We start from the raw sequence: 21,322 nt of genomic DNA, 5'->3' as shown, positions 1-21,322 counted from the left end.
AAAACACAGCTGCCGCTATGACGCCGGATCAGCCGTCGCATCGAATCGTGGTGCGCGCCCGAAATCGTCACGCGTGAATGGCCGGTCGCGGAATAGATAGCCGTAATAGAACGCCCGCAACGCCTGGTGATAGGCGCGGATGCGGTCTTGATAGGCCAACTGCGCTTGCAGATCGGTGTCCGCCAGGCGTGTCAACGCTGCCTGCAACGCAACCGGCGGCAATACGCTGGCGACGCGCTGCGCCAGCGCTTCGCGTCGCTGCAATCCTTGGCGATACGCTGCGACCTGCGGCGCCACCTGTTGATCGCCGTTTTCGTGGAAAGCGAAATACCACTTGTAATGGAACGCGCTGGTCAATGGCGCCGAATCGGCCCATTGCGGATTCTTCGTATAGAACGCCTGCATGGTTTCCGCACGCGGGATATCCCAAGCATGGTTGACCGCCTCGCGCTGCAGCCGCGCGATCTCGGTGCCTTGATTGACCGGCACCGCCTGATTGATGACTACATGTGCAAACGCCGGTGCCACCAAGGCCAGCACCACCCAGCAGGTCGCCAATGCAGTGGCATGCGCGGCCGGCCGCCAGCGACTGCGCCCGACCAGCACCGCCAGCAACACCCAGAACAGCAGATAGACGCAGCTCAATGCCAATACGGCCAGTTGCTGCAGCAGCGGCACCGCGTTGAGGGTTGCAGCAACCGCAAACGGCACACTCAGGCACACCAGCACCGCCGCCGCACGCACTACCACGCGCCGCACCAATAAAGCGGTACCGGCACCGGGCAACGCAGCCAGCATGCGTGCACGCCCGGCCTCGCGTTCGCCGGAGCGCAGATCGAACAGCAACGCGATCACGAACAGTGGCAACAAGAACACCAGCACGAAGGCATAATCGAAGCGTCCGGCCAAGGCCAGCTCGGGGTTGTAGCTATCGCCATCAAAGATCTGTGCTTCCAGGCCCAGGGCCCGCACACGCAGAATGTACGGCGACACATCGCGCATTCCCACCACTGCAAACGCCAGCGGCGATGGCATGTCCCAGGTGGGGTGGAAGCTGTAGTAAGCCGCGCTGCCGGCATCGCTGGAGCGCGCCACATAATCGGCCACCGCAGCATCGTCTTCCTGCTGCAGCGCTGCAATACGTGCGATGTTGTCGCGTTGCGCATCGATCGCATGCTGCCCGGAGATCAGGCTGCAGGCCGTCAACAAGGTAAGCAGCAGCAATCCGGCAAGCGCCGCGCGTGTGCGCAGCAACAACAGCAGTTCGTACTTCCACAGCACCATCAGCGCGCCACTCCCACACCTCGCCCGGCCGCCACCACCATGCATAGCGCAGCGAGCAACCATGCTCCGACCAGGCCAAGCGCAGCGTTTGCCGCGTGTACCACCTCAGCGGCGGACGCCTGCTGGAACGCGAACACCGGAATCTTGTGCCAATGCTCAGACGAAATGCGCTTGCGCTGGTCGGCGCCGGCATCCTGCGCGGTGTCGTCGGCCATGCTCACTGCATCGGCTTGCAGTTGGTTGAGCTGCTGCACCAGCGTGTAGCGGTAGCGCTCAGCCTGGGCGAGAAAACGCTCGTGCGCATGCAGATCGGTTTCTGCCAGCGTCATCGACAGTTCGCGTAACGCGACTGTCGGGCTCAGCAAAGCGAAGGTGCGTGCTAGCAGATTCTGTTCCTTCTGAATGCGCGAATCGCGCGCCGCGTAGCGTTCGAACAAGCTTGAGGTGAGCCGCTCGCCTTCCAGCGCAAGCAGACCTTTGTAGTTCACCGGCAGGTCTTCCACCCGCTGCACGCCGTAACGATCGAGCGTCTGCTGCTTGAAGTGCGAAAAGTGCGGGTCGTCCGGAGTGTGGCTGTCGCCGAGCGTGCGCAGATCGCGCTGGATCGCCACATCGGTTTCCAACCGCGTCGGCAAACGCCAGGCGGCACTGGCCACATCCGGTGCCACGCGCGGCACCAGCAATGCCAGCCATACCCACAGGGCCAGCGACACCAGCAGCGCATCGCGGCCGCGACGGCACAGCATGGACACCGCCAGCACCAACGCGCACCACACCAACAGATAAGCGCTGTAGGCCAGCACTAGCAGCGCAACCAGCAGCGTCTGACCCGGCAGCACTGCGATAGGCACCAGGCCCACCAGTGCCGGCAACAGGCAGGCGCCGGCCACTGCAGCCAGTGCGAGATATTTGCCACCAAGCAATTGCCAGCGTGTCGCACCCTGCAGCAACAGTGCGCGCAGCGTTCCGGTCTCCTGCTCGCGCGCCACCACGCCGTAGCCCAAAAACACCAGCATCAGCGGTGCCAGCACCTGCAGCACGAATGCAGGCGTCAGTTGGCCGAAGCGCACCAGCAACGAGCTCTGACGCACGTCGCCGAAGTTGGCGGTGTTCTGGCGATGCCCTTCCAGAAACATGCTGTTGCCGGTGAACGCATCCACGCCGGAATCGAACGCGGCCAGCGCCGGTAACGGGCGATAGATGAAGTGGCCGTAATGCACCACGCGATGCGGATGGCGATCCGGTTGCGCTTCGAATGCCTGCTGTGCGGCCTGTTGCTGACGCGCGCGGAACTCGGCGACCTCACGCTGATGATGCGCCGCCGTTAACGTCGCCACCAGCGTGATCGATATCAACAGCACCACACCGATGGCAGCGGAGCGATTGCGCGCCAGAAAGCGCAATTCTTCGCGCGCGACCAACAGCACAGCGCTCATGCGGCCTGGTTCTGCGGACGTGCGAAGCGTGCATGCAGGGCGCGCACGTCCAAACCGCTGTCGCCAGCGCCAATGTCATCGGCAATGCGACCGTTTTCGAGAAAGCCGATACGGTCGGCCACCTCCACCGCGCCAAGCAGATCATGCGTCACCATCAGCACCGCACCGCCACGCTCACGCACGCTGCTGAGCAATCGATTGAAATCGGCGATGGCGCGCGGGTCCAGGCCGGAGGTGGGCTCGTCCAACAACAGCACCGGCACCTGGCGCAGCGTGGCGACCGCGATGGCCACTTTCTGCCGCATGCCTTTGGAAAACCCCGCCAACCGCTGGTTCCAAGCCTCGCGCTGCAAGCCTGCGGCTGCAAACACCTGGCCAATCTCTGCCTGGCTGCGGCGCTGGCCGGCAAGTGAGAGCAGATAGTCGGCATTTTCCAGCGCACTCAGGTGTTCGTAGAGCGCGACGTTTTCCGGCAAATACGCCAGGCGCGAACGCGCCTTGCCCGGATGGGCGACCGGGTCGATGCCGTCGACCAGCAAGCTGCCGGAGGTGGGTTTGACGAAACCCAACAGCGTGGAAAGCGTGGATGATTTGCCAGCGCCGTTGCCACCCAGCAATGCGTAAACGGTACCTGGCGCGACTTGCATATCAAGACCCTGCAGCACGGCGCGGCCGCGATAGGCTACGTGCAGGTCGGAGATTGAAATTGCGGGAGGCACTTGGGAGCTGGCAAGCATGGCTAGGCAACGCATTACAAAATGATACGTTATCACATTTCCTGGAGATCTGATTCGGGTGGGCCGATGCAATTGGCCCTGCGGCACGCCGGCGGGAGCGGCGCGCGTGCTCCCCTACGCCTTCTTCGGCGACACCCGCATCCAAATGATCGCTCGAAAAACTGCGGTTCCTGCCGCGTCTCTGATCAGGACCTCCGCTTTGTAATCACCGGCGCAATCACCGGCTTCACGGTGCAGACGATGCCATCCGGCATTTGCAACCGGTGCTGCCCCTGATGAGATCACCCACGCCCCACATGACTTCCAATACGCCCCCTCTCCCGCACGCCTCGATCGTCCAGATATTCGATCGGTACGCTCCCGACACCGTCGATGCCGCCAGCAAACCGCGCCGCACCAAGCGGGCCGCGGCCACCTTGCTCGGAGCAGCCTTGTTCATTACCGCGCAGCTCAACACACAGCCCATCGACACGGCCGCGCCGTTGCCGCCGGTGCGTGCATGGCATGGTGCGAGCGAAGCGTTGATCGTCGCGCCAGGCGATCCGTGGAGCACGCCATTGGAGCGCAGCGACTTCGCCAGCACGCCCGGTTACGAGGAGACGCGCGTATAGCTGGAACGTCTGGTCGCTGCCTCGCCGCTGTTGCCCTGGAGGTGGTCGGCAGGACCAGCGAGGAACGCGAGCTGCGGCTGGTGCGTGCGCACAAGGGCAAATCGGGCAAGTTGCGCAGCAATCACCCCACGTGCCGGGTTCGAACGCAAGCTCGCCAGCGATGCCGCATTCCGTGCCGATAGCGACGCGCGCCTGCAGTGGATCCATGCGCGCGCGCCGTACGCGGCAATTACCGGCTGGCGCTATCCGGTGCGGCGTGAACTTGCCGAGTAAGCGCGACGCCTAGGAGTGGCTACCACAACCCAGCGAGCAGTCGCCAGGTGGGTGCGGACGGCTCGCATAGAACCGCAGTGGACGCGTAGGACATGCCGATTCCGAGCACCGACCTACCCGCCTAATGGTGAGCGCGGTCGTTTTGTTATCCACTCTAAGTTCACTCGCTACGTCGTGAGTTGTTCAGAGGTTCCTTCGCCGCTCTTGGAGTGACGTCTGGTCATCCTCTTCGTCGTCCTCCTCATCCACGTCGTCTTCAATGCCGTCGTCGTCATCGATCTCGCTGACCTGCGCAGGCCCATCCTGAAGCAGGTCCTCATTCTTGCCGGGTGCCTTGACACCATTCGGCGGACGCGGATCGTCGATGCCTTGATTGCCGTTCTGGTTGTTACTCATGGTCAGCTCCAGCGGCAGAAGACCGCATGGTCACCCTCCTCCCGGCCATGTGATGCGCACGTGTGTCCTGCGCCTACGTGTGAACGTCCGTCGCGTCCACTTAAAAACCGCGGCCGCATGAGGCCGATAACCCACATTGCATCGACCTGCATCCGGCCGGTGCGCAATGCTGTAGATGCCAGCACGCCTGCCGAGCAATCACCATACTGCGCTTGATCTTCGATCTGAAAGACCTGCTCGCCTTCTGGAAGGCCGAGGCACGCGCGTTCGACGCATGCGATGTGCCGGCCTCCGCGCTGGCCTTCCGCAACTGCCACCGTCGCCTGTCTGCGCTGCTCGGCGAGCATACGGCGCAGACCGCACCAACAACCGCGCTCGTTGCGAGCACCCACCAAGGCTCAATGCCCAACGTGCAAGCGCGCACCATCGCGCCTATGGGTTCCTAACCGCTCGATCAGCGTATCGCTGGCCTGGTTGAGGCCGATGACCTGGACTTCGGCGCCATGTGTGCGCAACTTGAGTACAACACGGTCCAATGCACCGACCGCACTGATGTCCCAGACGTGCGCATGGCTCAGATCGATCACGACGTTCGACGGTGCGTTCAACACATCGAAGCTGCAAGCGAACTGCCCTGCAGAGGCGAAGAACACTTGCCCGCGCACCGCATACACGCGCACGCCGTCGTCACGATCGCTGCTTTCCACGTGCAACATGCGACCGACCTTGCGTGCGAAGAACAGCGCCGACAGCAGCACGCCGGCAAGCACCCCCTGGGCCAGGTCGTGGGTCCATACCGTCACCAGGACAGTGCCGATCATCACCACCGACGAGCTCTTGGGGTGCGTGCGCAGATCACGCAACGAGCTCCAATTGAAGGTACCGATGCTGACCATGATCATTACCGCCACCAATGCGGCCATCGGGATCTGCCGCACCCATGTGGCGCCGTAGACCACCATCAGCAGTAGCGCCAAGCCAGCCACCAGGCACGACAAGCGCCCACGGCCACCAGAGCGGATATTGATGATCGACTGCCCGATCATCGCGCACCCGGCCATGCCGCCGAAGCAACCGGCGACGATGTTTGCCAGCCCTTGACCGACACATTCGCGATTGCGTTGCGATGGCGTATCGGTCAGGTCTTCGACGACTTGCGCCGTCATAAGCGATTCCAGCAACCCGACTACTGCTAACGTCGTCGACACCGGTAGCAGGATGCGCAGCGTGTCCCAACGCATTGGGACATTAGGCAGCAAGAACGTCGGCAGACTGTCTGGCAGGTGGCCCATGTCGCCGACGGTGCGGATATCGATCCGCCAATACACGCACACCGCCGTAAGCACCACGATGGCCACCAGCGGCGATGGGATTACCGTGGTGAACCGCGGCAGCAAATAGATGATGGCCAAGGCCGCCACACACACTGCATAGACCGGCCACGGCATGCCGGTCAGCTCGGGCAGCTGCGCCAGAAAAATCAGGATCGCCAACGCGTTGACGAAGCCGGTGATGACCGAGCGCGAGACAAAGCGCATCAACGCGCCCAGCCGCAATGCACCGGCAATCAGCTGCAGCACGCCAGCCAACAGCGTGGCCGCCAGCAGATACTGCAGGCCGTGGTCCCTGACCAGATTCACCATCAATAGCGCCATCGCGCCGGTGGCGGCAGAAATCATGCCGGGGCGGCCACCGGCGATGGACGTCACCACCGCAATACAGAACGCCGCATAGAGCCCGACCTTGGGGTCGACACCAGCGATAATCGAAAACGCGATGGCTTCGGGGATGAGAGCCAGGGCAACGACGATGCCGGCGAGCACATCACCACGCACGTTGCCAAGCCATTGCTGGCGCAACGAGAACAATTTTGACATTGAAATAACTCCGCGCACCGGCAAACACCCGGAGCGAGCACATGAACACGAAAAACTCCTGGACCTTCGCTAGGACAGCGAGCGCGTGATGCGTCAGGTCAAGGTGGCGTCATGGTGACGGACAGAGAAGATTGAAAATGAGCCTTGATGCTAACGCGTCGCGCAAGGAGGGACAAGACAGCAGGCGGCAAAGGGGACGCGTCAACGACAGCGACAGCCTAGCAGGACAACGCATCACTCCTCGTCAGCCGAACGCTCGCCCATCAACTCGCGTTCGCGCTTTTCCAGCTCTTCGGCATAGCGCTTGCGTACGAAGCCTTCGGACAACACGCCAAGCACATTGCGTTCGGTATCGATCACTGCCAACTCATCGGCCTGCGTTGCATCGAAGACCTTCATGATCGCCACGATGTCGGTGTCCGCCAGCAGCGCTGCATCACGATGCTTTGGCATAGTCGCTGACCGGTGCATCCAGTTGCACGTTGTCTGCATACAGCACCGCCAGCGGCACCACGCCGGCATAATGCCCGGTGGCGTCTTCGAGCACCACGCGCTGGGTCGAGCCCAGCGGGAAACGCTTGCGAAACGCGCTGACGCTGGTGTCGTGCGCCGTGTGATTGGCATCCTTGCGCATCATCTTGCCGGCCGAAAGATTGCGCACCCAGCCTACATCGCGTGCGCTGCTGATATTTTCGCCACGCAGATGCAGCCGCCAGGTGGAAAAGGAATAACCGAACACCTGGCGCACCACGGTGTTGGCGACCAACACCGCAACCATCACCGCGCTGGCCAGTACGAAATCGTGCGTGCCCTCCAGGATCAGCATGGTCATCGTCATCGGCGCACCGACAATCGCCGCAGCTAGTGCAGCCATGCCCACCAGCGACGCACTGGTGGTGTCCACTGCCGCAGCGCCCATCAGCAGATTCAGGCTTAACGCAAACAGGCTGCCCACCAACGAACCCATAAACAACGAGGCGAAAAACAAACCGCCACGGAAACCGAAACCCAGCGAAATACCAGACGCTATGCACTTGAGCACCAACAAAGTGGCGAGCACCTGCAACGTGCTGCTGCTGGTCAGATCCAGATGCAACGCGGCATGCCCCGACGACAGCACCTGCGGCAAATACATCGCCATCGGAATCAACAACAACCCACCGATGACAGGGCGACCCCAGACCGGCAGATTGAATCGGCCCACACCGCGCTCGATGCCGGCAACCAGACGCATCACCGCGATGCCGATCAAGGCGCAGATAAAACCGAGCGCGATGTAGATCGCATAGTCTCGCGGCAGCAATTGGTAGGCCACCGCAGCGGGGAGCGAATACGGCGCCGCCCCCAACGTGTTCGCCATAAATGCGCCTGCCAATGCTGCAGCAGCGACCGGTGCCAATGCCGACGGCGTGTAGGCACCGATCACGATCTCGAACGCATAGAACGCACCCGCCAGCGGCGCACCGAACGCGGCTGCGATCGCGCCTGCCGCACCTGCACCGACCAGGGTGCGTAGATCGGAACGCCGTACCCTCAATACACGACCGAGTTGCGACCCTGCCCCCGACCCCATCTGGGTATACTTCGCCTCCAGCCCCACCGACGCACCAACGCACCAACGCCGTTGGATAACAAGGTCTGCACCGCAACGATCAGGTTGTCGCGCATCGACATGCGTCCGCCATGCAACGCATTGGCTTCCACCGCGTCCACCAGCGGCCGCTTGCGCCGACGCGCCATCAACGCCACCAGACCGACCAATAATCCTCCCAACGGCAACACCAACAACTGGCCGGGCGTGATCGATTCAGCCGTGCTGAGCCGCGCATCCGGGCCGAGCCAGTACAGACATGCCTGCAACCCATGAGCGATGCCGGCCTGCAGCACCATCAGCGCGGCAGCGATCAATCCCACCAGCGCTGCCAAACCGATGAGCCACAAATCGTTGGCACGCAGTTGCCGGCGCAACCAATCCAACGGCCAGCGCAGCTGCGCGGTGGCCGAATGCGGCGACTGCATATCGTTGTGAGGAAATGGCTGCATGGGAAACCAGTGATCCGCAGAATCAGAGCGGTGGCACACGAAAGACGTCAGCGGTGCTGCATAGTGTGCAGGCGCGTTCCTGACCTGACGCAATCTGGCAGCTGCATTTGGAGTCATGAGACCCCACATCAATCGATCCGACACAGCGGCGTCTCTCCTGGCCATAGTGTCGGCTAACGGGGATAACGGGGTCAGGTTCACTTCCTACGCAAATTTCAGGCTACGGCCTCGACTTTCGGGAGGTCTCCTCGATATCAGCATCAACGCCTCGCTGCGAGTCTTGCGATAGGGCCAGACTCGCGCGCTTCGACATTCCCGGAATGCCGCAGCACATCGTCCAGCGCGGGAACAACCGCTTGCCGTGCTTTCTGGATGATGGCGACCGATTGCGCTACCTGCATCTGCTGCATGAGGCACTACACGCCACAGGCTGCCAGTTGCATGCCTATGTGTTGATGGACAAACATGTGCACTTGCTTGCCATGCCACCTGCAAAAGGACGGATCGGGCAGATGATGCAGCGGCTTGGGCGCAACTACGTGGCGCTGTTCAATGGCCGCCACGGGCGTACCGGCACGCTATGGGAAGGGCGCTACAAAGCCTGCCTGGTGAACAGTGCTGACTACGTACGTCGCTGCTATCGCTACATTGAACTCAACCCGGCGCGTGCTCGCATGACCGACGACCCAATGGCGTATCGCTGGTCCAGCTGCCCAGCCAATCTGGGTCAGCGCAGATACTCGGCACTGGCGCCACATCCGGGTTGGCTTGCGCTTGGCAACGACCCAATTGAATAATCCAACGCCTACCGTGCCTTGCTCGATGAAGCACTGTCCGACGACCTGCTCGCCGACATCGGCCTTCATCTCAAGCAGCAGCGAGTCCTGAGCCACGATGCCTTCGCGCGATGGTCGAAACCAAAACCCGCCGCTTTGCGGGCGTGAGGCCCGCTCATCGGCCACGCAAGCCGAGCGCCGTCAATTGATACGTGAACCTGACCCCGTTATTATGCACCAAATTATATTCAACAGAAAGAGGGAATTGAGATGTCAGAGACATTTGAATGGATAAGCTTCCCCGAAGGCCGCGCACGTTTTTCTGGAGGAATCCGTGGGTTTGATGAGCTCGGCCATGAAACATTCGCTGTCGAAATCGACCAAGCGGAAGTTTTTGGGGAATTAGAACCAAAGTGGCTGGAAGACGATGTCCATTTTAGCATCCATATTATTAGCTTTGGATACCTAAACAGAATAGAGGTTGGAATGCCACTCCCATCATTTTCCACCAGGTCATTCACGAATGACCAACTGGAGACGGTCAAAGTCTTAGTCAAAAAGCTTATTGTAGCAGGCTTGCAATTTGAAGATAGGCCTTCTTCTCTGATGGAGACGAAAAAGTCGTCATTTATTGGAAAAGTTATCTTTGAGCAGAATTGGGCTTTGGTCACATCGAACGATGCGTCGAGTCTGCACGAATGAACGACTACAGCAGCGATGTAGAGCTCATAAAAAATTCTAGAAGCTTGGACGAGATAGCGAGTATCGCAAAGCGCTACTCTGCTAAAGCAACGAAGGACGGCGGCATCCTCTATAGCGGGAGAATCGGGGAGGTTTCTTCGGGAACACTTTCGGTCTAATTATCTAAAGAGACCGGCTTACCCATAATCAATGACACCCCACGCGCGAAATTTCTAGACGACGACGATGTTCGCAATTCAATCGAGAAAAAAGCCAGAGCTATTTTTGAAGATCTTGGGCAGCCCTCAACCACAGCGAGGCTTTCTGCAAATGCATTTCTGTTTGGTGACCCAAATGTTCCAGCTGATAGCCCCACCTCCTTGTCAAAATGCCTATGGGGCGAAGCCTCCCACGAGTTCGCAAGCTCGCTACGTGGTGATATCAAAGTCGTTGCTTCGGCTGCCAACCTCGAACGTGTCTTCGGCCAGGTTGAAGTACCGGCTGTCCTGAACAACCCCAATGTCACTTCACTGGGTGGGCAACCGATTTCCAAGTTGCAGGCACTGTACGCACAAGGTGGCGCAGGCGCTGTGCTGCCGGAAGTACAAACGCACTTTATCCAGACTGCGCCAAAAGGCATCTTTGTAACGCCCGCGAGCATCGCGACGGAAATCAAGAATGTCACGTTCTCACGTGAGTTCGCGGAAAGCTTTGAATTACAGGAAACACACTTTCGACCTTCAGCAGAACTCAGTGCATCGGGCATGGTCCGTGCGCCGACCGGGCTCGATGCGCCAGCCGCAAGCATTGCGGAAACAGCGCTCAGCGCAGAAGCAGCGGCATCACGCAGGCTCGCTACTGGAACAATACGTGGGCTGGGCGTTGTGGGCGCGGCGGCGGCAGTCTACGACCTGGGCGTCACCACAAAAAACACCCAACGACTCGACGCGCAGGGCAATAGCACCGCAGCCGATGCAGAGGTCACTCGCTACACCACACGCAATCTGGGCGCGGCCGGTGGAGCCGCGCTTGGCGGCACCATGGGCGCAGCGCTAGGCGTGGAGTCTGGCCCGGGCTTGCTGGTCACAGGTGCGATTGGCGGCATCGTTGGCGTAGTGGCGACGTCCCCCCAATTTTGAGTAGCGCCTCAGTTTGGAGTCCAATTCCCTACCCCGAGGAGATTGGACGTGAAGAAGCGCTTTACCGAAGAGCAGATCATTGGCTTCCTGCGTGAGGCCGAAGCAGGCGTGGCGATCAAAGACCTGTGCCGGCGCCATGGCTTCAGTGAGGCCTCGTACTCCCTGTGGCGCAGCAAGTTCGGCGGGATGAGCGTGCCCGATGCCAAGCGACTCAAGGACCTTGAGTCCGAAAACGCGCGGCTGAAGAAGTTGCTGGCCGAGCAGGTGTTCGAGAACGACCTGATCAAGGATGCGCTGCGAAAAAAGTGGTGAGCGCACCCGCGCGTCGTGCGCTGGTGCGCGAGTGGATCGGGTGCGGTGCCAGCGAGCGTCGCGCCTTGGCGGCGATCGGCATGAGCGCCAGTGCGCTGCGCTACTGCCCGCGCGAAGACCGCAACGTTGAGCTACGCGAGCGCATTCTTGCGCTGGCGCATCGCCATCGCCGCTATGGCGTGGGGATGATCTATCTCAAACTGCGACAGGAAGGGCGCATCGTGAACTACAAGCGCGTGGAGCGGTTGTACCGCGAACAGCAGATGCAGGTCCGGCGCCGCAGGCGCAAGAAGGTGCCAGTGGGCGAGCGTCAGCCGCTGCTGCGGCCATTGCGAGCCAACCAGGTGTGGTCGATGGACTTCGTGTTCGACCGCACTGCCGAAGGCAGGGCGATCAAGTGTCTGGTGATCGTGGACGACGCAACCCACGAAGCGGTCGCCATCGAGGTGGAACGCGCGATCTCCGGCCACGGCGTGACGCGGGTGCTGGATCGGCTGGCGGACAGTCGCGGTTTGCCGCAAGTCATCCGTACCGAGCGCGAAGCCTGCCCTCGGGGCACAACGGCAAGGAGTTTTGCGGCAGGGCGATGGTCGCCTGGGCGCACGCCCGTGGTGTGCAGCTACGGCTCATCCAGCCGGGCAAACCGAACCAGAACGCCTACGTCGAATCGTTCAACGGCCGACTACGCGACGAATGCCTCAACGAGCACTGGTTCCCAACACTGCTGCATGCACGCACCGAGATCGAACGTTGGCGACGCGAATACAACGAGGACCGACCCAAGAAAGCAATCGGCGGCATGACGCCGGCCGCTTATGCCCAACATCTGGCAAACACCGATATCATCAGGCCCGGACTCTAAACCCGGCCGCTACTCAGGGCGGGGGGACGTCGGATTGATACGTGAACCTGACCCCGTTACTTTACTTGGTACAATAAGTGAACCTGACCCCGTTATTCGTAAAATTTGGGGATACCTTAGAACCTGACCCCACTACTTTCTGGCCGTCAATCGACTACACGACCGGAGAGTTGCAGTACCAGTTGTCTGCTGCAAGAGCAGAATAGAACGCTGCTTGCCACGAATTGGGGCAGTTAGCTATGTGTCCTTTCGCCTGCCGCTGTAGCAACATCCTAATCTGGTTAAAATCACCAGATGCGCGTAAATCTGCATATATCTCGCGAACCGACGCCAGTTCACTCGCAGCCTCAATTCCGTAGCGCTCCGCGAGCCGGTGCGAACTAAAGTGCGCATCCACTCGCTGCTGCATATTCATTGGCCAGCCTGAAGGTGGCTTTACGTAGAATTCTACTGTAATTGCTCTTGCCCGAACGACATGGCCATAAACCCAGTTAACCTGAAAGTATGTGGGATCATCAAAGTAAGGGTGAAGCGTCTGGCTGGATTTAGTCGCAGCATACTTTTTCCCCTTTTTAGATTGACAGTCCTTACAGCACGGAACCAAGTTACATACAGCAACAGAGAACTGAGGAAACCTGGATTTTGGAAGATAGTGATCTAAGGTAGTAGCTTGGCCAAGGCTGCAGTACGGGCATTTCTTGTGCGGGGGAGAGAGCAATATTTTGTCATAATGAAAACGGGCGTGCTTTGCCAAGCCCACCATCTGAACCTCATAAAGATCCGTGAGATCCCTTCTTGTCAGAGCTCCTCGTACAATGTCATCCAATCTCGTTTTTTGGCCTTGAATCTGATAGATCGCCGACTGTCTCGCAAGACGCTCATAAATGATAGCCTCGCCCTGCATCATTGGCATCGCCGCATTATAGTCCGCCAATTTTGCAGGATTTCCCACGCCACCCACGCAACTAGCATACACGCCTGTGAATGACTCGCTGTACATTTGAACTTGACGCATTAGACATTACCTCCATCCCTAGAGCCGATCATCGACATCAAAATGGCCTGACCTTCCATGGCCACCTTACCTTCGTATTCAGCCATCAGCTCATCAAATCCTTTGCCGCTCGCGACTGAGGTTGCGAGCATCGAGTGGAAGCCCGACTTTGATACCTCAAACTTGAATGCTTCTCGTGTGAGAACACCCAAATTTCCACCAAACGTCTCGATTGCTGGCCGATCGGCAGAGCTCACCAGTCTGGAGCGCGATAGTATCCATGCGCAGTCTCTTGGGACTTCTTGGAGCAATACTGGGGAGTGGGTAGCAACGATGGCGACCGCATTCTCCGTCGTAAGCAGATGAGATAGCGCTCGCACGAAGGCTGACAGCAGGGGTGGGTGAAGGTGGCTCTCTGGCTCGTCGATTAGAACGAGCGTCTTCTCTTCCACTGATTCAATTAGCTTAGTCAGTGTGAGCAGCACGATGGCGTGACCGGAACTTATCTTCAACATGAAGAGCGTTGTAATCACTTCAGAAGTCTGGTTTTTGACTTCAAACAGTCGAGCGAGTCCCATCTCGGCAAAGTTGGGGTCCGACTCCAAAATTGATATGCACTCTAGCCATTGAGCCCTCTTCTTGTTTTGACTCGAACAGACTAACAGGCTTCGGTAAAATTCGTCAGCGAGAGTCTGCATCCCCTTGGGCTCCGCGTTGACCCCGGATACGGAGTTGTCTTTCAGCCCAATATAAGAGTAACGCACGCCCCCTTCTCGATCGTTTTGATTGGGTGGTGGGTTAAAAGGATCGAAGGCACTAAACGAAACAGAGATAACACCACTGAAGTATTTTTCATTTATTATCTGCGATTGATAACAATCGCGGTGCTCAATGAAGCAGCCTGTAGCCGATACGTTGTCGGCGGTCCTTAAGGCAGCCCCAATCATCCCATTGAGAATTTTTGTTTTGCCGACACCATTCCTTCCAATTAGCACATGAATGTTCGACGGAGGCTTTGATTCGGGAGAGACTTTGAACCTAAGACGGACTTCAGAGAGCTGATAACTTAACTCTCGGGAGAACTCGAAATCAAAAGATGTCAGCGCGGGAAGACCCGCGGCAATTCTAGCGAATTGTTGTTCGATTACGGATTCACTGACTGTTCGCGTCAATGAGTCAATGAAAACCTTCTCACCATATGCCACGGAGCGCTTGGCAGGCATGACCGCCAAGTCACCCAAGCTCTCCAGCCATGCTCTCTCATACCCTTGAATTGCTACAAGTTTGCTGTAGTACTCAGTACTCTGACCGATCGAGAAGTATTCACTGGGAAGGGACGTAAATCTCTGGGGAATACTGTCGGTTGTTCGTCCAGACTGCTGACCGGCGAAGCCAATCTTCACTTCCCCAATCTCAGTTTTTTGACCATCTTGATCGTGATAGGCAAGGTGAAACATTGTCTTGTAAGAGTAATCGTCCCAGTTATCCTCTCTGAGAGTAAAGCACGACCTCATATCTGACGGATTATATGAATCTTTAGCGACTTTGCAAAAGTGCATCACCATACGCTGCCGACTTCCTGTGTTGTGGCTCAAATGGATATGGTTCGATCAGTAAAGGATAGCCCATAAGCACTGCAGAGGACCACTGACCAAACCGCCACTTCGCTTGAAGTGTGCAATCCGACACTGATTGGAGCAGAGAAATTATGTTTCTTACCTAACCTCTAGCAATTGGCAGCATACAATCTTATTTACCTGGGTAACTCGCGACTGCAACTCAAACGCCACGTCATACCTCCTGCGGCACGGCACTAAACCCATCCTACATTCTCCTGTAAACCTTTAAATCGCCACTAGCTATAAAAAAGGCGCCCTAAGGCGCCTTCTTTTTACAATCAAACCCCAACCGGATTCCCCTTCTCAGGATCAATCCCGTACTGCTCAATCGCCCGCGCCACATCCTTACCCGTCATCTTCCCATCCTTAGCAAGCGCGGCAATCGCCGCATGCGCGATGTAGTAGCGATCGACCTCAAAGAAGCGACGCAGATTCGCACGCGTGTCCGAGCGGCCGAAGCCATCCGTGCCGAGGACGGTGTAGGTCATCGGGACGAAGGCGCGGATCTGGTCGGCGAAGGCGCGTACGTAGTCGGTTGCGGCAATCGCCGGGCCCTGGCGGCCTTCCAGCAGCTGGGTGACGTAGGGCTTGCGCTGTTCGGCTTCCGGGTGCAGGCGGTTCCAGCGTTCCACGGCGTAGCCGTCGCGGCGCACTTCGTTGAGGCTGGGGCAGGACCAGATGTCGGCGGTGACGCCGAAGTCCTTGTCTAGCAGCTCGGCCGCGGCAATGGCCTCGCGCAGGATGGTGCCGCTGCCCAGCAGCTGCACGCGCAGTTCGCCCTTCTTAGGCTTGCCGGCGTCTTTGAGCAGATACATGCCCTTGATGATGCCCTCGGCTGCGCCGTCCGGCATGCCGGGGTGGGCGTAGTTTTCGTTCATCAGGGTGATGTAGTAGTACTCGTCAATCTGGTCTTCCATCATCGCCTTCATGCCATGCTGCATGATGACGGTGACTTCGAAGCCGAAGGTCGGATCAAAGCTGCGCACGTTGGGGATGGAGCCGGCGATGACCTGGCTGAAGCCGTCTTCGTGCTGCAGGCCTTCGCCATTGAGCGTGGTGCGGCCGGCGGTGCCGCCGAGCAGGAAGCCACGCGTGCGCATGTCCGCTGCCTGCCAGGCGATATCGCCCACGCGTTGGAAACCGAACATGGAGTAGTAGATGTAGAACGGCAGCATCGGTACATCGGACACCGAGTAGCTGGTGCCGGCGGCCATCCAGGAGGCGATTGCGCCCGGCTCGCTGATGCCCTGCTGCAGCACCTGGCCGGTCTGGTCTTCGCGGTAGTACATCAACTGGTCGGCATCGACCGGCTTGTACTTCTGGCCGAACGGGGCGTAGATGCCGATCTGGCGGAACATCCCTTCCATGCCGAACGTACGCGCTTCATCGGCCACGATCGGCACGATACGCGGGCCAAGTTCCTTGTCGCGCAGGGCGATGTTGAGGCTCTGCACGAACGACATGGTGGTGGAATAGCTGCGCTCGCCGCTGTCTTTGAGCAGGCGCTCGAACTTGTCGAGCGTGGGCGCCACAAACGACTTGCTGGCCTTGGGACGGCGCGAAGGCAGGAAGCCGCCCAGCACATTGCGGCGTTCCTTGAGGTACTGCACTTCCGGGGAATCTTCGCCGGGGTGGTAGAACGGCACCTGGCCGTCTTCCAGCTGTGCGTCGGTGACCGGGATGTTGAAGCGGTCGCGGAAGTGCTTGACCGCCGCGTCGTCCAGCTTTTTGGTCTGGTGGGTGGGGTTGAGCGCCTCACCTGCCGAACCCATGCCGTAGCCCTTGACGGTCTTGGCCAGGATCACGGTGGGCATGCCGGTGGTGTTCACGGCCTGGTGGTAGGCGGCGTACACCTTGTGCGGATCGTGGCCGCCACGGTTCAGGCGCCAGATGTCTTCGTCGGACAGGCCAGCGACCATGGCCGCGGTCTCCGGATATTTACCGAAGAAGTTGGCGCGCGTGTAGGCGCCGCCGAAGGCCTTGCAGTTCTGGTATTCGCCGTCGACGGTTTCCATCATCAGCTTGCGCAGCACGCCGTCGCTGTCCTTGGCCAGCAGGGCGTCCCAGTAACCGCCCCAGAGCAGCTTGATGACATTCCAGCCGCCGCCACGGAAGACTCCTTCCAGTTCCTGGATGATCTTGCCGTTGCCGCGCACCGGGCCGTCCAGGCGCTGCAGGTTGCAGTTGACCACGAAGATCAAGTTATCGAGGCCTTCGCGGCCGGCCAGTGCGATGGCGCCGAGGGTTTCCGGCTCGTCGCTCTCACCGTCGCCGATGAAGCACCACACCTTGCGGTCGGACTTCTCAATCAGGCCGCGGTTTTCCAGGTAGCGCATGAACTGCGCCTGGTAGATGGCGGCCAGCGGGCCCAGGCCCATCGACACGGTGGGGGTCTGCCAGAACTCGGGCATCAGCCACGGGTGCGGGTAGGACGAGATGCCCTGACCGTCCACTTCCATACGGAAGTTGTCCAGCTGGGCCTGGGTGATGCGGCCTTCGAGGAAGGCGCGTGCGTAGATGCCCGGGGCGCTGTGACCCTGAATGAACAGCAGGTCGCCCGGATGCGTGTCCGAGGGCGCACGCCAGAAGTGGTTGAAGCCCACATCGTAGAGCGTTGCGCTGGAAGCGAACGAGGCGATGTGGCCACCCAGGTCGCCCGGCTTGCGGTTTGCCCGCACGACCGTGGCCATGGCGTTCCAGCGGATGATCGAGCGGATCTTCCACTCCAGCGCCGAGTCGCCGGGGTGCTTGGCCTCGTTGACCGGTGCGATGGTGTTAACGTACTCGGTAGTGGGCGAAAACGGCAGGTAAGCGCCGGCGCGGCGGGTCTGTTCGACCATGCCTTCCAGCAGCTGATGGGCGCGCTCCGGGCCTTCGACGTCGATGACGGCCTTGATCGATTCGAGCCACTCCTGCGTCTCAAGCGGGTTCGGATCGTTGTGCAGCACTTCGTTCAACCAGTTCATTAGCGCTCCCGGGGGGACACACCCCGCGGGTGTGTCGACATCGTGAATTCGTGAACCCCCAAGTGTACCGCACGCACCTATTGGCACACCTCGCTACGGGTGCGTATGGAATGGGAGGGGAGGCGGTGTTGTGCGTGGGATGGCGGGCGGCGGCGGGCCGGGTTGAGCTGCGCGACCAAATGACCGGCTCAGGTTGATTGAGCTGGCTGACGTCGGCGCCCTTGGCGATTCTCAAAGCGAAAAAATGCTGACATAGCGAGCGCGCGATATTTTCGTCAGCGCGTTGTTGTGCGATTGCAGCAGGAAATCAACGCATCATTGCGCGATGGAAGGGAGAACGCCGGGCTGGCCGGCGTTTTTTTGCAACCTTCGATGGAGACAGTTGTGAGGATTGAAGCAACGCCGCGTGCCGGATGCTGGCCGGGTAAAGCAACACCCTTACGCCGCTAACGGGTGAACGCGCTCAGCACATCAAGCGTGCACACTGCTGTTGCTGCTGGGGCTGTGATTGCTGCGGTTCCAACGCCGCCGACTGACACGCTACATTTTCAGCGACGCGCTGACTGCTCTGCTCTAGCGAGATGTTGATGGCGGTTATCGTCTCCACGTTAACACGCAACTGGGCCGGATCATCCGCGCGACCCTGCACGGCGAAGGTGCGCGATGCATCGGGGCTCATCACCACCTCGTCGATGCGCTTGCCGCCCACCGAGTGCATTTCCGATGCCAGCGCGCCGGACAACTGGGCACTGTGCTGGTCGGGAGTGCGTCCTACACGTGCGTCCTGCGCGTGCACGCCACGTTGTGCATCCTGAAACAACGCATTACCCACATGCCCTGGCTGATCGATGCGCAGGAAGGTGTGTTCGTTGCCGTGCTCGCGCGCGTCGCGCTTGGCGGGTTCGCCCGGTGCAAGCGGGCCGCGGAAGGCGTCGATGGCGTCCTGGCCGAGACCCCGCGCGCTGCGCGTCAGGATGGTGGTGCCGGTACGGAGCCCATCCACATCGCCCCGGTATTCGTCGATCATGCGCTTGTTCTGCTCGGCAAGCGGTCGCGCGTTGGGATCGGTGAGCGCCGAATGCTCGCCAAGGAAGTTGCCCAGCTTGTGCGCGCCCAGCGAGGCGCCGGCAGCCACCAACGGATAGTCCGGGATCAGGAAGTTGGCCTTGCTGTTGCTGTAGCCGGCACCACTCAACGTGGCGATTTCATCTGGCTTGGCGTAAATGCGAACCTGTCCGAAATGCGGCGACGCTGCGCTCACCGGGTCCGACGCCATCACATGGTTGATTACGCTATTGCCGCCTTCCAGAATCCGATAGCTCAGGCTGACTGCGCCATACGAATTGAAGGTTTCGCATTTGAGGTCGTAATGGTGCGCGGAGACCTGGGCAAGTGCACCGCCGAGGGAATGGCCGGTGACGGTGACTTCGGGGGTGCGCCCCTCTTCCTTGCCGAGCTCCTTTGCGTAGCCCAAAGCGTTTTTGGTCAGCGCCAACGCATCGGCTGCTTGCGGATTGGTCCGCGAGGTGATCATGGTCGTGTCGGTGAGAATGTCATTGACAGCGCCCTCGGTGCCTCGATGCGCAACCACGATCTCGCCACTGCCTCTGCGGCGATAGATCGTGCCTTGATAGCAAGTGGACTTGTTGTTGACGTGGTCGAGAACGGCGTAACGCTGCCCCTCGATCGTGACAATCTCTTCTTGGCCCGGTACGCGTCTACCTAGAGCGTGTTATGAACTTTGCCCTTGTCACGCTAACGTATACGGATGAAGCCTCGTAAGCCTTATTCCACCGATATTTCCGACGAAGAATGGGCCTTTGCGGCTCCCTATTTGACGCTGATGGACGTGCAGGCACCGCAGCGCAAGTATGAGCTACGCGCGATGTTCAACGCACTGCGGTGGATCGCGCGCGCCGGCGCACCATGGCGATTGCTTCCCAACGATTTTCCGCCCTGGGAAGCGGTGTATCAGCAAACACAGCGCTGGCTGCAAGCGGGCTGCTTTGAGGCCATGGTCAGTGATCTGCGCTCACTCTTGCGTGTGGCGCAAGGGAAAAAAGGCCAGCCGAGCGCGGTCATTTTCGATGCTCGCACGCTGCAGTCCACCTGCGAAAGCGGGCCGCGTGCTGGATACGATGGCTATAAACGCAAGAAAGGCAGCAAGGTACACATGGCCGTCGATACGCTTGGACATCTGCTCGCTGTCCAGGTGACGCCGGCTAATGAGCAGGAGCGCGCGCAAGTCCGATCGTTGGCACAAGAGGTACAACACGTGACCGGTGAAACGGTCAAGATCGCCTTTGTTGATCAGGGCTACACCGGTCAAGAACCGGCGCAGGCGGCCACGGAAGAAGGCATTGAGTTGCAAGTGATCAAGCTGCAAGAAGCGAAAAAAGGCTTTGTCTTGCTGCCGCGCCGTTGGGTTGTCGAGCGCAGCTTCGGATGGGCCAATCGTTTCAGACGGCTGGCACGCGACTACGAGCGATTGCCGGAAACCTTGGCCGGTTTGCACTTCGTCGTCTTCACGATCCTGATGCTTGGAAATGCAGCCACCCTCTTTCAAAGTTCATAACACGCTCTAGGGCGCGGTCCTTATAAACATCTTCCGACAAGCCAGCATATTGCTGAGACGGGATGGTCATGGCGCGGCTTCCTTGGCGGCCAATGTGATGATGAAGAGATTATCGCGAATCTCCGGCTTAAATTCTTCAACGTCGCGCTTACCCATGTCCGGGAAATCGCTCATTTCTGAACGCGGATAGCGCTCTCTCCAGTAATGCTTGGTCGAAGCCTGCTGGCCGGTCACGGTGGCCGCTTCGATAAACGACAGAAACCGCGTCTCCGCTTCCGCACCGGTGGCCTTGAGCAGCACGCTGGCACCGCTGAATTCCCAATGACAGACGCCGCGGCCGTAATAGTCTTCGTCCTGCATCAGGTCCAGATAGACGGTGCCGCGGTATTCGGTGTCGGAGATCTTCTTGAGCACGAAGTCTTCCTGGCTGGTGATGCGCCCGGCGGTGCCGGTTTCGTGCTGGATCTTGCCGCATTCCTGCTCGTTGACGACGTCGTACTGCGCCGCACCCCGCACGAGACCGAACGCACTAGGCGCCTTGTCCAAGGTCAGCGTGACCTCGAATGCCTTGCGCGGGCTGGGATTCAACTTGACAAGGCCGCGCCCGCCTGCTTCCACATCGGCTTCTGCGGCAGCCTCGGTAGCGGGGGATGGGGTCTGGGTCATGCTGGTCTCCGGGGCGCTACAGGCCGTAAGCAAAAGGGCCAGCAGGCTCGGTGTGAGAGTCTGGCGCAAGACCGG

At 59.7% G+C, this 21,322-nt stretch carries 16 protein-coding genes, 1 other RNA gene and 4 pseudogenes; 9 read left to right on the top strand and 12 right to left on the bottom strand.

What is annotated here, in order from left to right:
* Positions 1-15: 15 nt before the first annotated feature.
* The 3 genes from PD885_RS02250 to PD885_RS02240 are packed head-to-tail and all read right to left on the bottom strand — an operon-like array spanning position 16 to position 3,439.
* On the bottom strand, positions 16-1,284 hold the full coding sequence (locus tag PD885_RS02250; protein ID WP_002804053.1) for a DUF3526 domain-containing protein: 1,269 nt from the start codon (positions 1,282-1,284) through the stop codon (positions 16-18).
* Positions 1,284-2,720, bottom strand: a complete 1,437-nt coding sequence (locus PD885_RS02245; protein WP_002804052.1) for an ABC transporter permease — start codon at positions 2,718-2,720, stop codon at positions 1,284-1,286. Before PD885_RS02245 ends, PD885_RS02250 begins: the two co-directional genes overlap by 1 nt.
* On the bottom strand, positions 2,717-3,439 hold the full coding sequence (locus PD885_RS02240; RefSeq protein WP_040762254.1) for an ABC transporter ATP-binding protein: 723 nt from the start codon (positions 3,437-3,439) through the stop codon (positions 2,717-2,719). The genes PD885_RS02245 and PD885_RS02240 overlap by 4 nt, the downstream gene beginning before the upstream one ends.
* Positions 3,440-3,753: 314 nt before the next feature.
* On the opposite strand from PD885_RS02240, the pseudogene PD885_RS02235 reads away from it, so the two are divergent.
* Both PD885_RS02235 and PD885_RS02230 read left to right on the top strand, forming a co-directional pair.
* Positions 3,754-4,178: pseudogene (locus PD885_RS02235) on the top strand (M14 family zinc carboxypeptidase); the annotation flags it as partial.
* Positions 4,153-4,341 (top strand): hypothetical protein, encoded by a 189-nt coding sequence (locus tag PD885_RS02230; RefSeq protein ID WP_065975429.1) that lies wholly within the window; start codon positions 4,153-4,155, stop codon positions 4,339-4,341. The pseudogene PD885_RS02235 and the gene PD885_RS02230, both read left to right, overlap by 26 nt.
* Positions 4,342-4,358: 17 nt before the next feature.
* Here the strand turns inward: PD885_RS02230 and PD885_RS02225 are convergent.
* Positions 4,359-4,435: non-coding RNA, sX9 sRNA (locus PD885_RS02225), on the bottom strand.
* 89 nt (positions 4,436-4,524) lie between these two features.
* Positions 4,525-4,737 carry a hypothetical protein gene (locus tag PD885_RS02220; protein WP_002804047.1) on the bottom strand — a complete coding sequence of 71 codons (213 nt, stop codon included), beginning with the start codon at positions 4,735-4,737 and terminating at the stop codon, positions 4,525-4,527.
* A 203-nt stretch (positions 4,738-4,940) separates the two neighbouring features.
* On the opposite strand from PD885_RS02220, the gene PD885_RS02215 reads away from it, so the two are divergent.
* Positions 4,941-5,183, top strand: coding sequence for a hypothetical protein (locus PD885_RS02215; RefSeq protein ID WP_087946413.1), 243 nt, complete (start codon positions 4,941-4,943; stop codon positions 5,181-5,183).
* Here the strand turns inward: PD885_RS02215 and PD885_RS02210 are convergent.
* Positions 5,136-6,614: a SulP family inorganic anion transporter gene (locus PD885_RS02210; RefSeq protein WP_002804044.1), complete on the bottom strand. Its 1,479-nt coding sequence runs from the start codon at positions 6,612-6,614 to the stop codon at positions 5,136-5,138. The two genes, PD885_RS02215 and PD885_RS02210, sit on opposite strands and share 48 nt — an antisense overlap.
* Before the next feature lie 234 nt (positions 6,615-6,848).
* A pseudogene (locus tag PD885_RS02205) lies at positions 6,849-8,633 on the bottom strand (chloride channel protein).
* A gap of 344 nt (positions 8,634-8,977) precedes the next feature.
* Between PD885_RS02205 and PD885_RS02200 the strand changes: the two are divergent.
* From PD885_RS02200 to PD885_RS02185, 5 genes and pseudogenes are all read left to right on the top strand, one after another.
* Positions 8,978-9,454 carry a transposase gene (locus PD885_RS02200; protein WP_002804040.1) on the top strand — a complete coding sequence of 159 codons (477 nt, stop codon included), beginning with the start codon at positions 8,978-8,980 and terminating at the stop codon, positions 9,452-9,454.
* A gap of 18 nt (positions 9,455-9,472) precedes the next feature.
* Positions 9,473-9,601, top strand: a complete 129-nt coding sequence (locus tag PD885_RS22375; protein WP_257784593.1) for a hypothetical protein — start codon at positions 9,473-9,475, stop codon at positions 9,599-9,601.
* A 102-nt stretch (positions 9,602-9,703) separates the two neighbouring features.
* Positions 9,704-10,135 carry a hypothetical protein gene (locus PD885_RS02195; protein ID WP_002804036.1) on the top strand — a complete coding sequence of 144 codons (432 nt, stop codon included), beginning with the start codon at positions 9,704-9,706 and terminating at the stop codon, positions 10,133-10,135.
* 359 nt (positions 10,136-10,494) lie between these two features.
* Positions 10,495-11,253 (top strand): hypothetical protein, encoded by a 759-nt coding sequence (locus PD885_RS20345; protein ID WP_145954074.1) that lies wholly within the window; start codon positions 10,495-10,497, stop codon positions 11,251-11,253.
* A 48-nt stretch (positions 11,254-11,301) separates the two neighbouring features.
* Positions 11,302-12,427, top strand: a pseudogene (locus tag PD885_RS02185) (IS3 family transposase).
* Between the two features lie 154 nt (positions 12,428-12,581).
* Here the strand turns inward: PD885_RS02185 and PD885_RS02180 are convergent.
* The 4 genes and pseudogenes from PD885_RS02180 to PD885_RS02165 all read right to left on the bottom strand — a co-directional run.
* Positions 12,582-13,442, bottom strand: coding sequence for an HNH endonuclease (locus PD885_RS02180; RefSeq protein ID WP_002805822.1), 861 nt, complete (start codon positions 13,440-13,442; stop codon positions 12,582-12,584).
* The gene (locus PD885_RS02175; protein ID WP_157276294.1) at positions 13,442-14,878 is read right to left on the bottom strand and encodes an AAA family ATPase; all 1,437 of its coding nucleotides are present in this window, start codon (positions 14,876-14,878) and stop codon (positions 13,442-13,444) included. The genes PD885_RS02180 and PD885_RS02175 overlap by 1 nt, the downstream gene beginning before the upstream one ends.
* A 440-nt stretch (positions 14,879-15,318) precedes the next feature.
* Positions 15,319-18,006, bottom strand: coding sequence for a pyruvate dehydrogenase (acetyl-transferring), homodimeric type (aceE, locus tag PD885_RS02170; RefSeq protein WP_040762529.1), 2,688 nt, complete (start codon positions 18,004-18,006; stop codon positions 15,319-15,321).
* Positions 18,007-18,469: 463 nt separating this feature from the next.
* Positions 18,470-19,735 (bottom strand): annotated as a pseudogene (locus PD885_RS02165) (XVIPCD domain-containing protein); the annotation flags it as partial.
* A gap of 39 nt (positions 19,736-19,774) precedes the next feature.
* Here PD885_RS02165 and PD885_RS02160 point away from each other — a divergent pair.
* Entirely contained in the window at positions 19,775-20,581 is an 807-nt protein-coding gene (locus PD885_RS02160) for an IS5 family transposase (RefSeq protein WP_002802516.1), read from the top strand.
* Positions 20,582-20,647: 66 nt separating this feature from the next.
* On the opposite strand, the gene PD885_RS02155 is transcribed toward PD885_RS02160, so the two are convergent.
* Positions 20,648-21,247, bottom strand: coding sequence for a hypothetical protein (locus PD885_RS02155; protein ID WP_172404505.1), 600 nt, complete (start codon positions 21,245-21,247; stop codon positions 20,648-20,650).
* Positions 21,248-21,322 lie beyond the last annotated feature (75 nt).

It is taken from the genome of Xanthomonas fragariae (genome assembly GCF_900183975.1).
GTDB classification, from domain to species: Bacteria; Pseudomonadota; Gammaproteobacteria; order Xanthomonadales; family Xanthomonadaceae; genus Xanthomonas; species Xanthomonas fragariae.
Note: the sequence above shows the minus strand (reverse complement) of the source record. Positions and strands in the feature narration are given on the sequence as shown.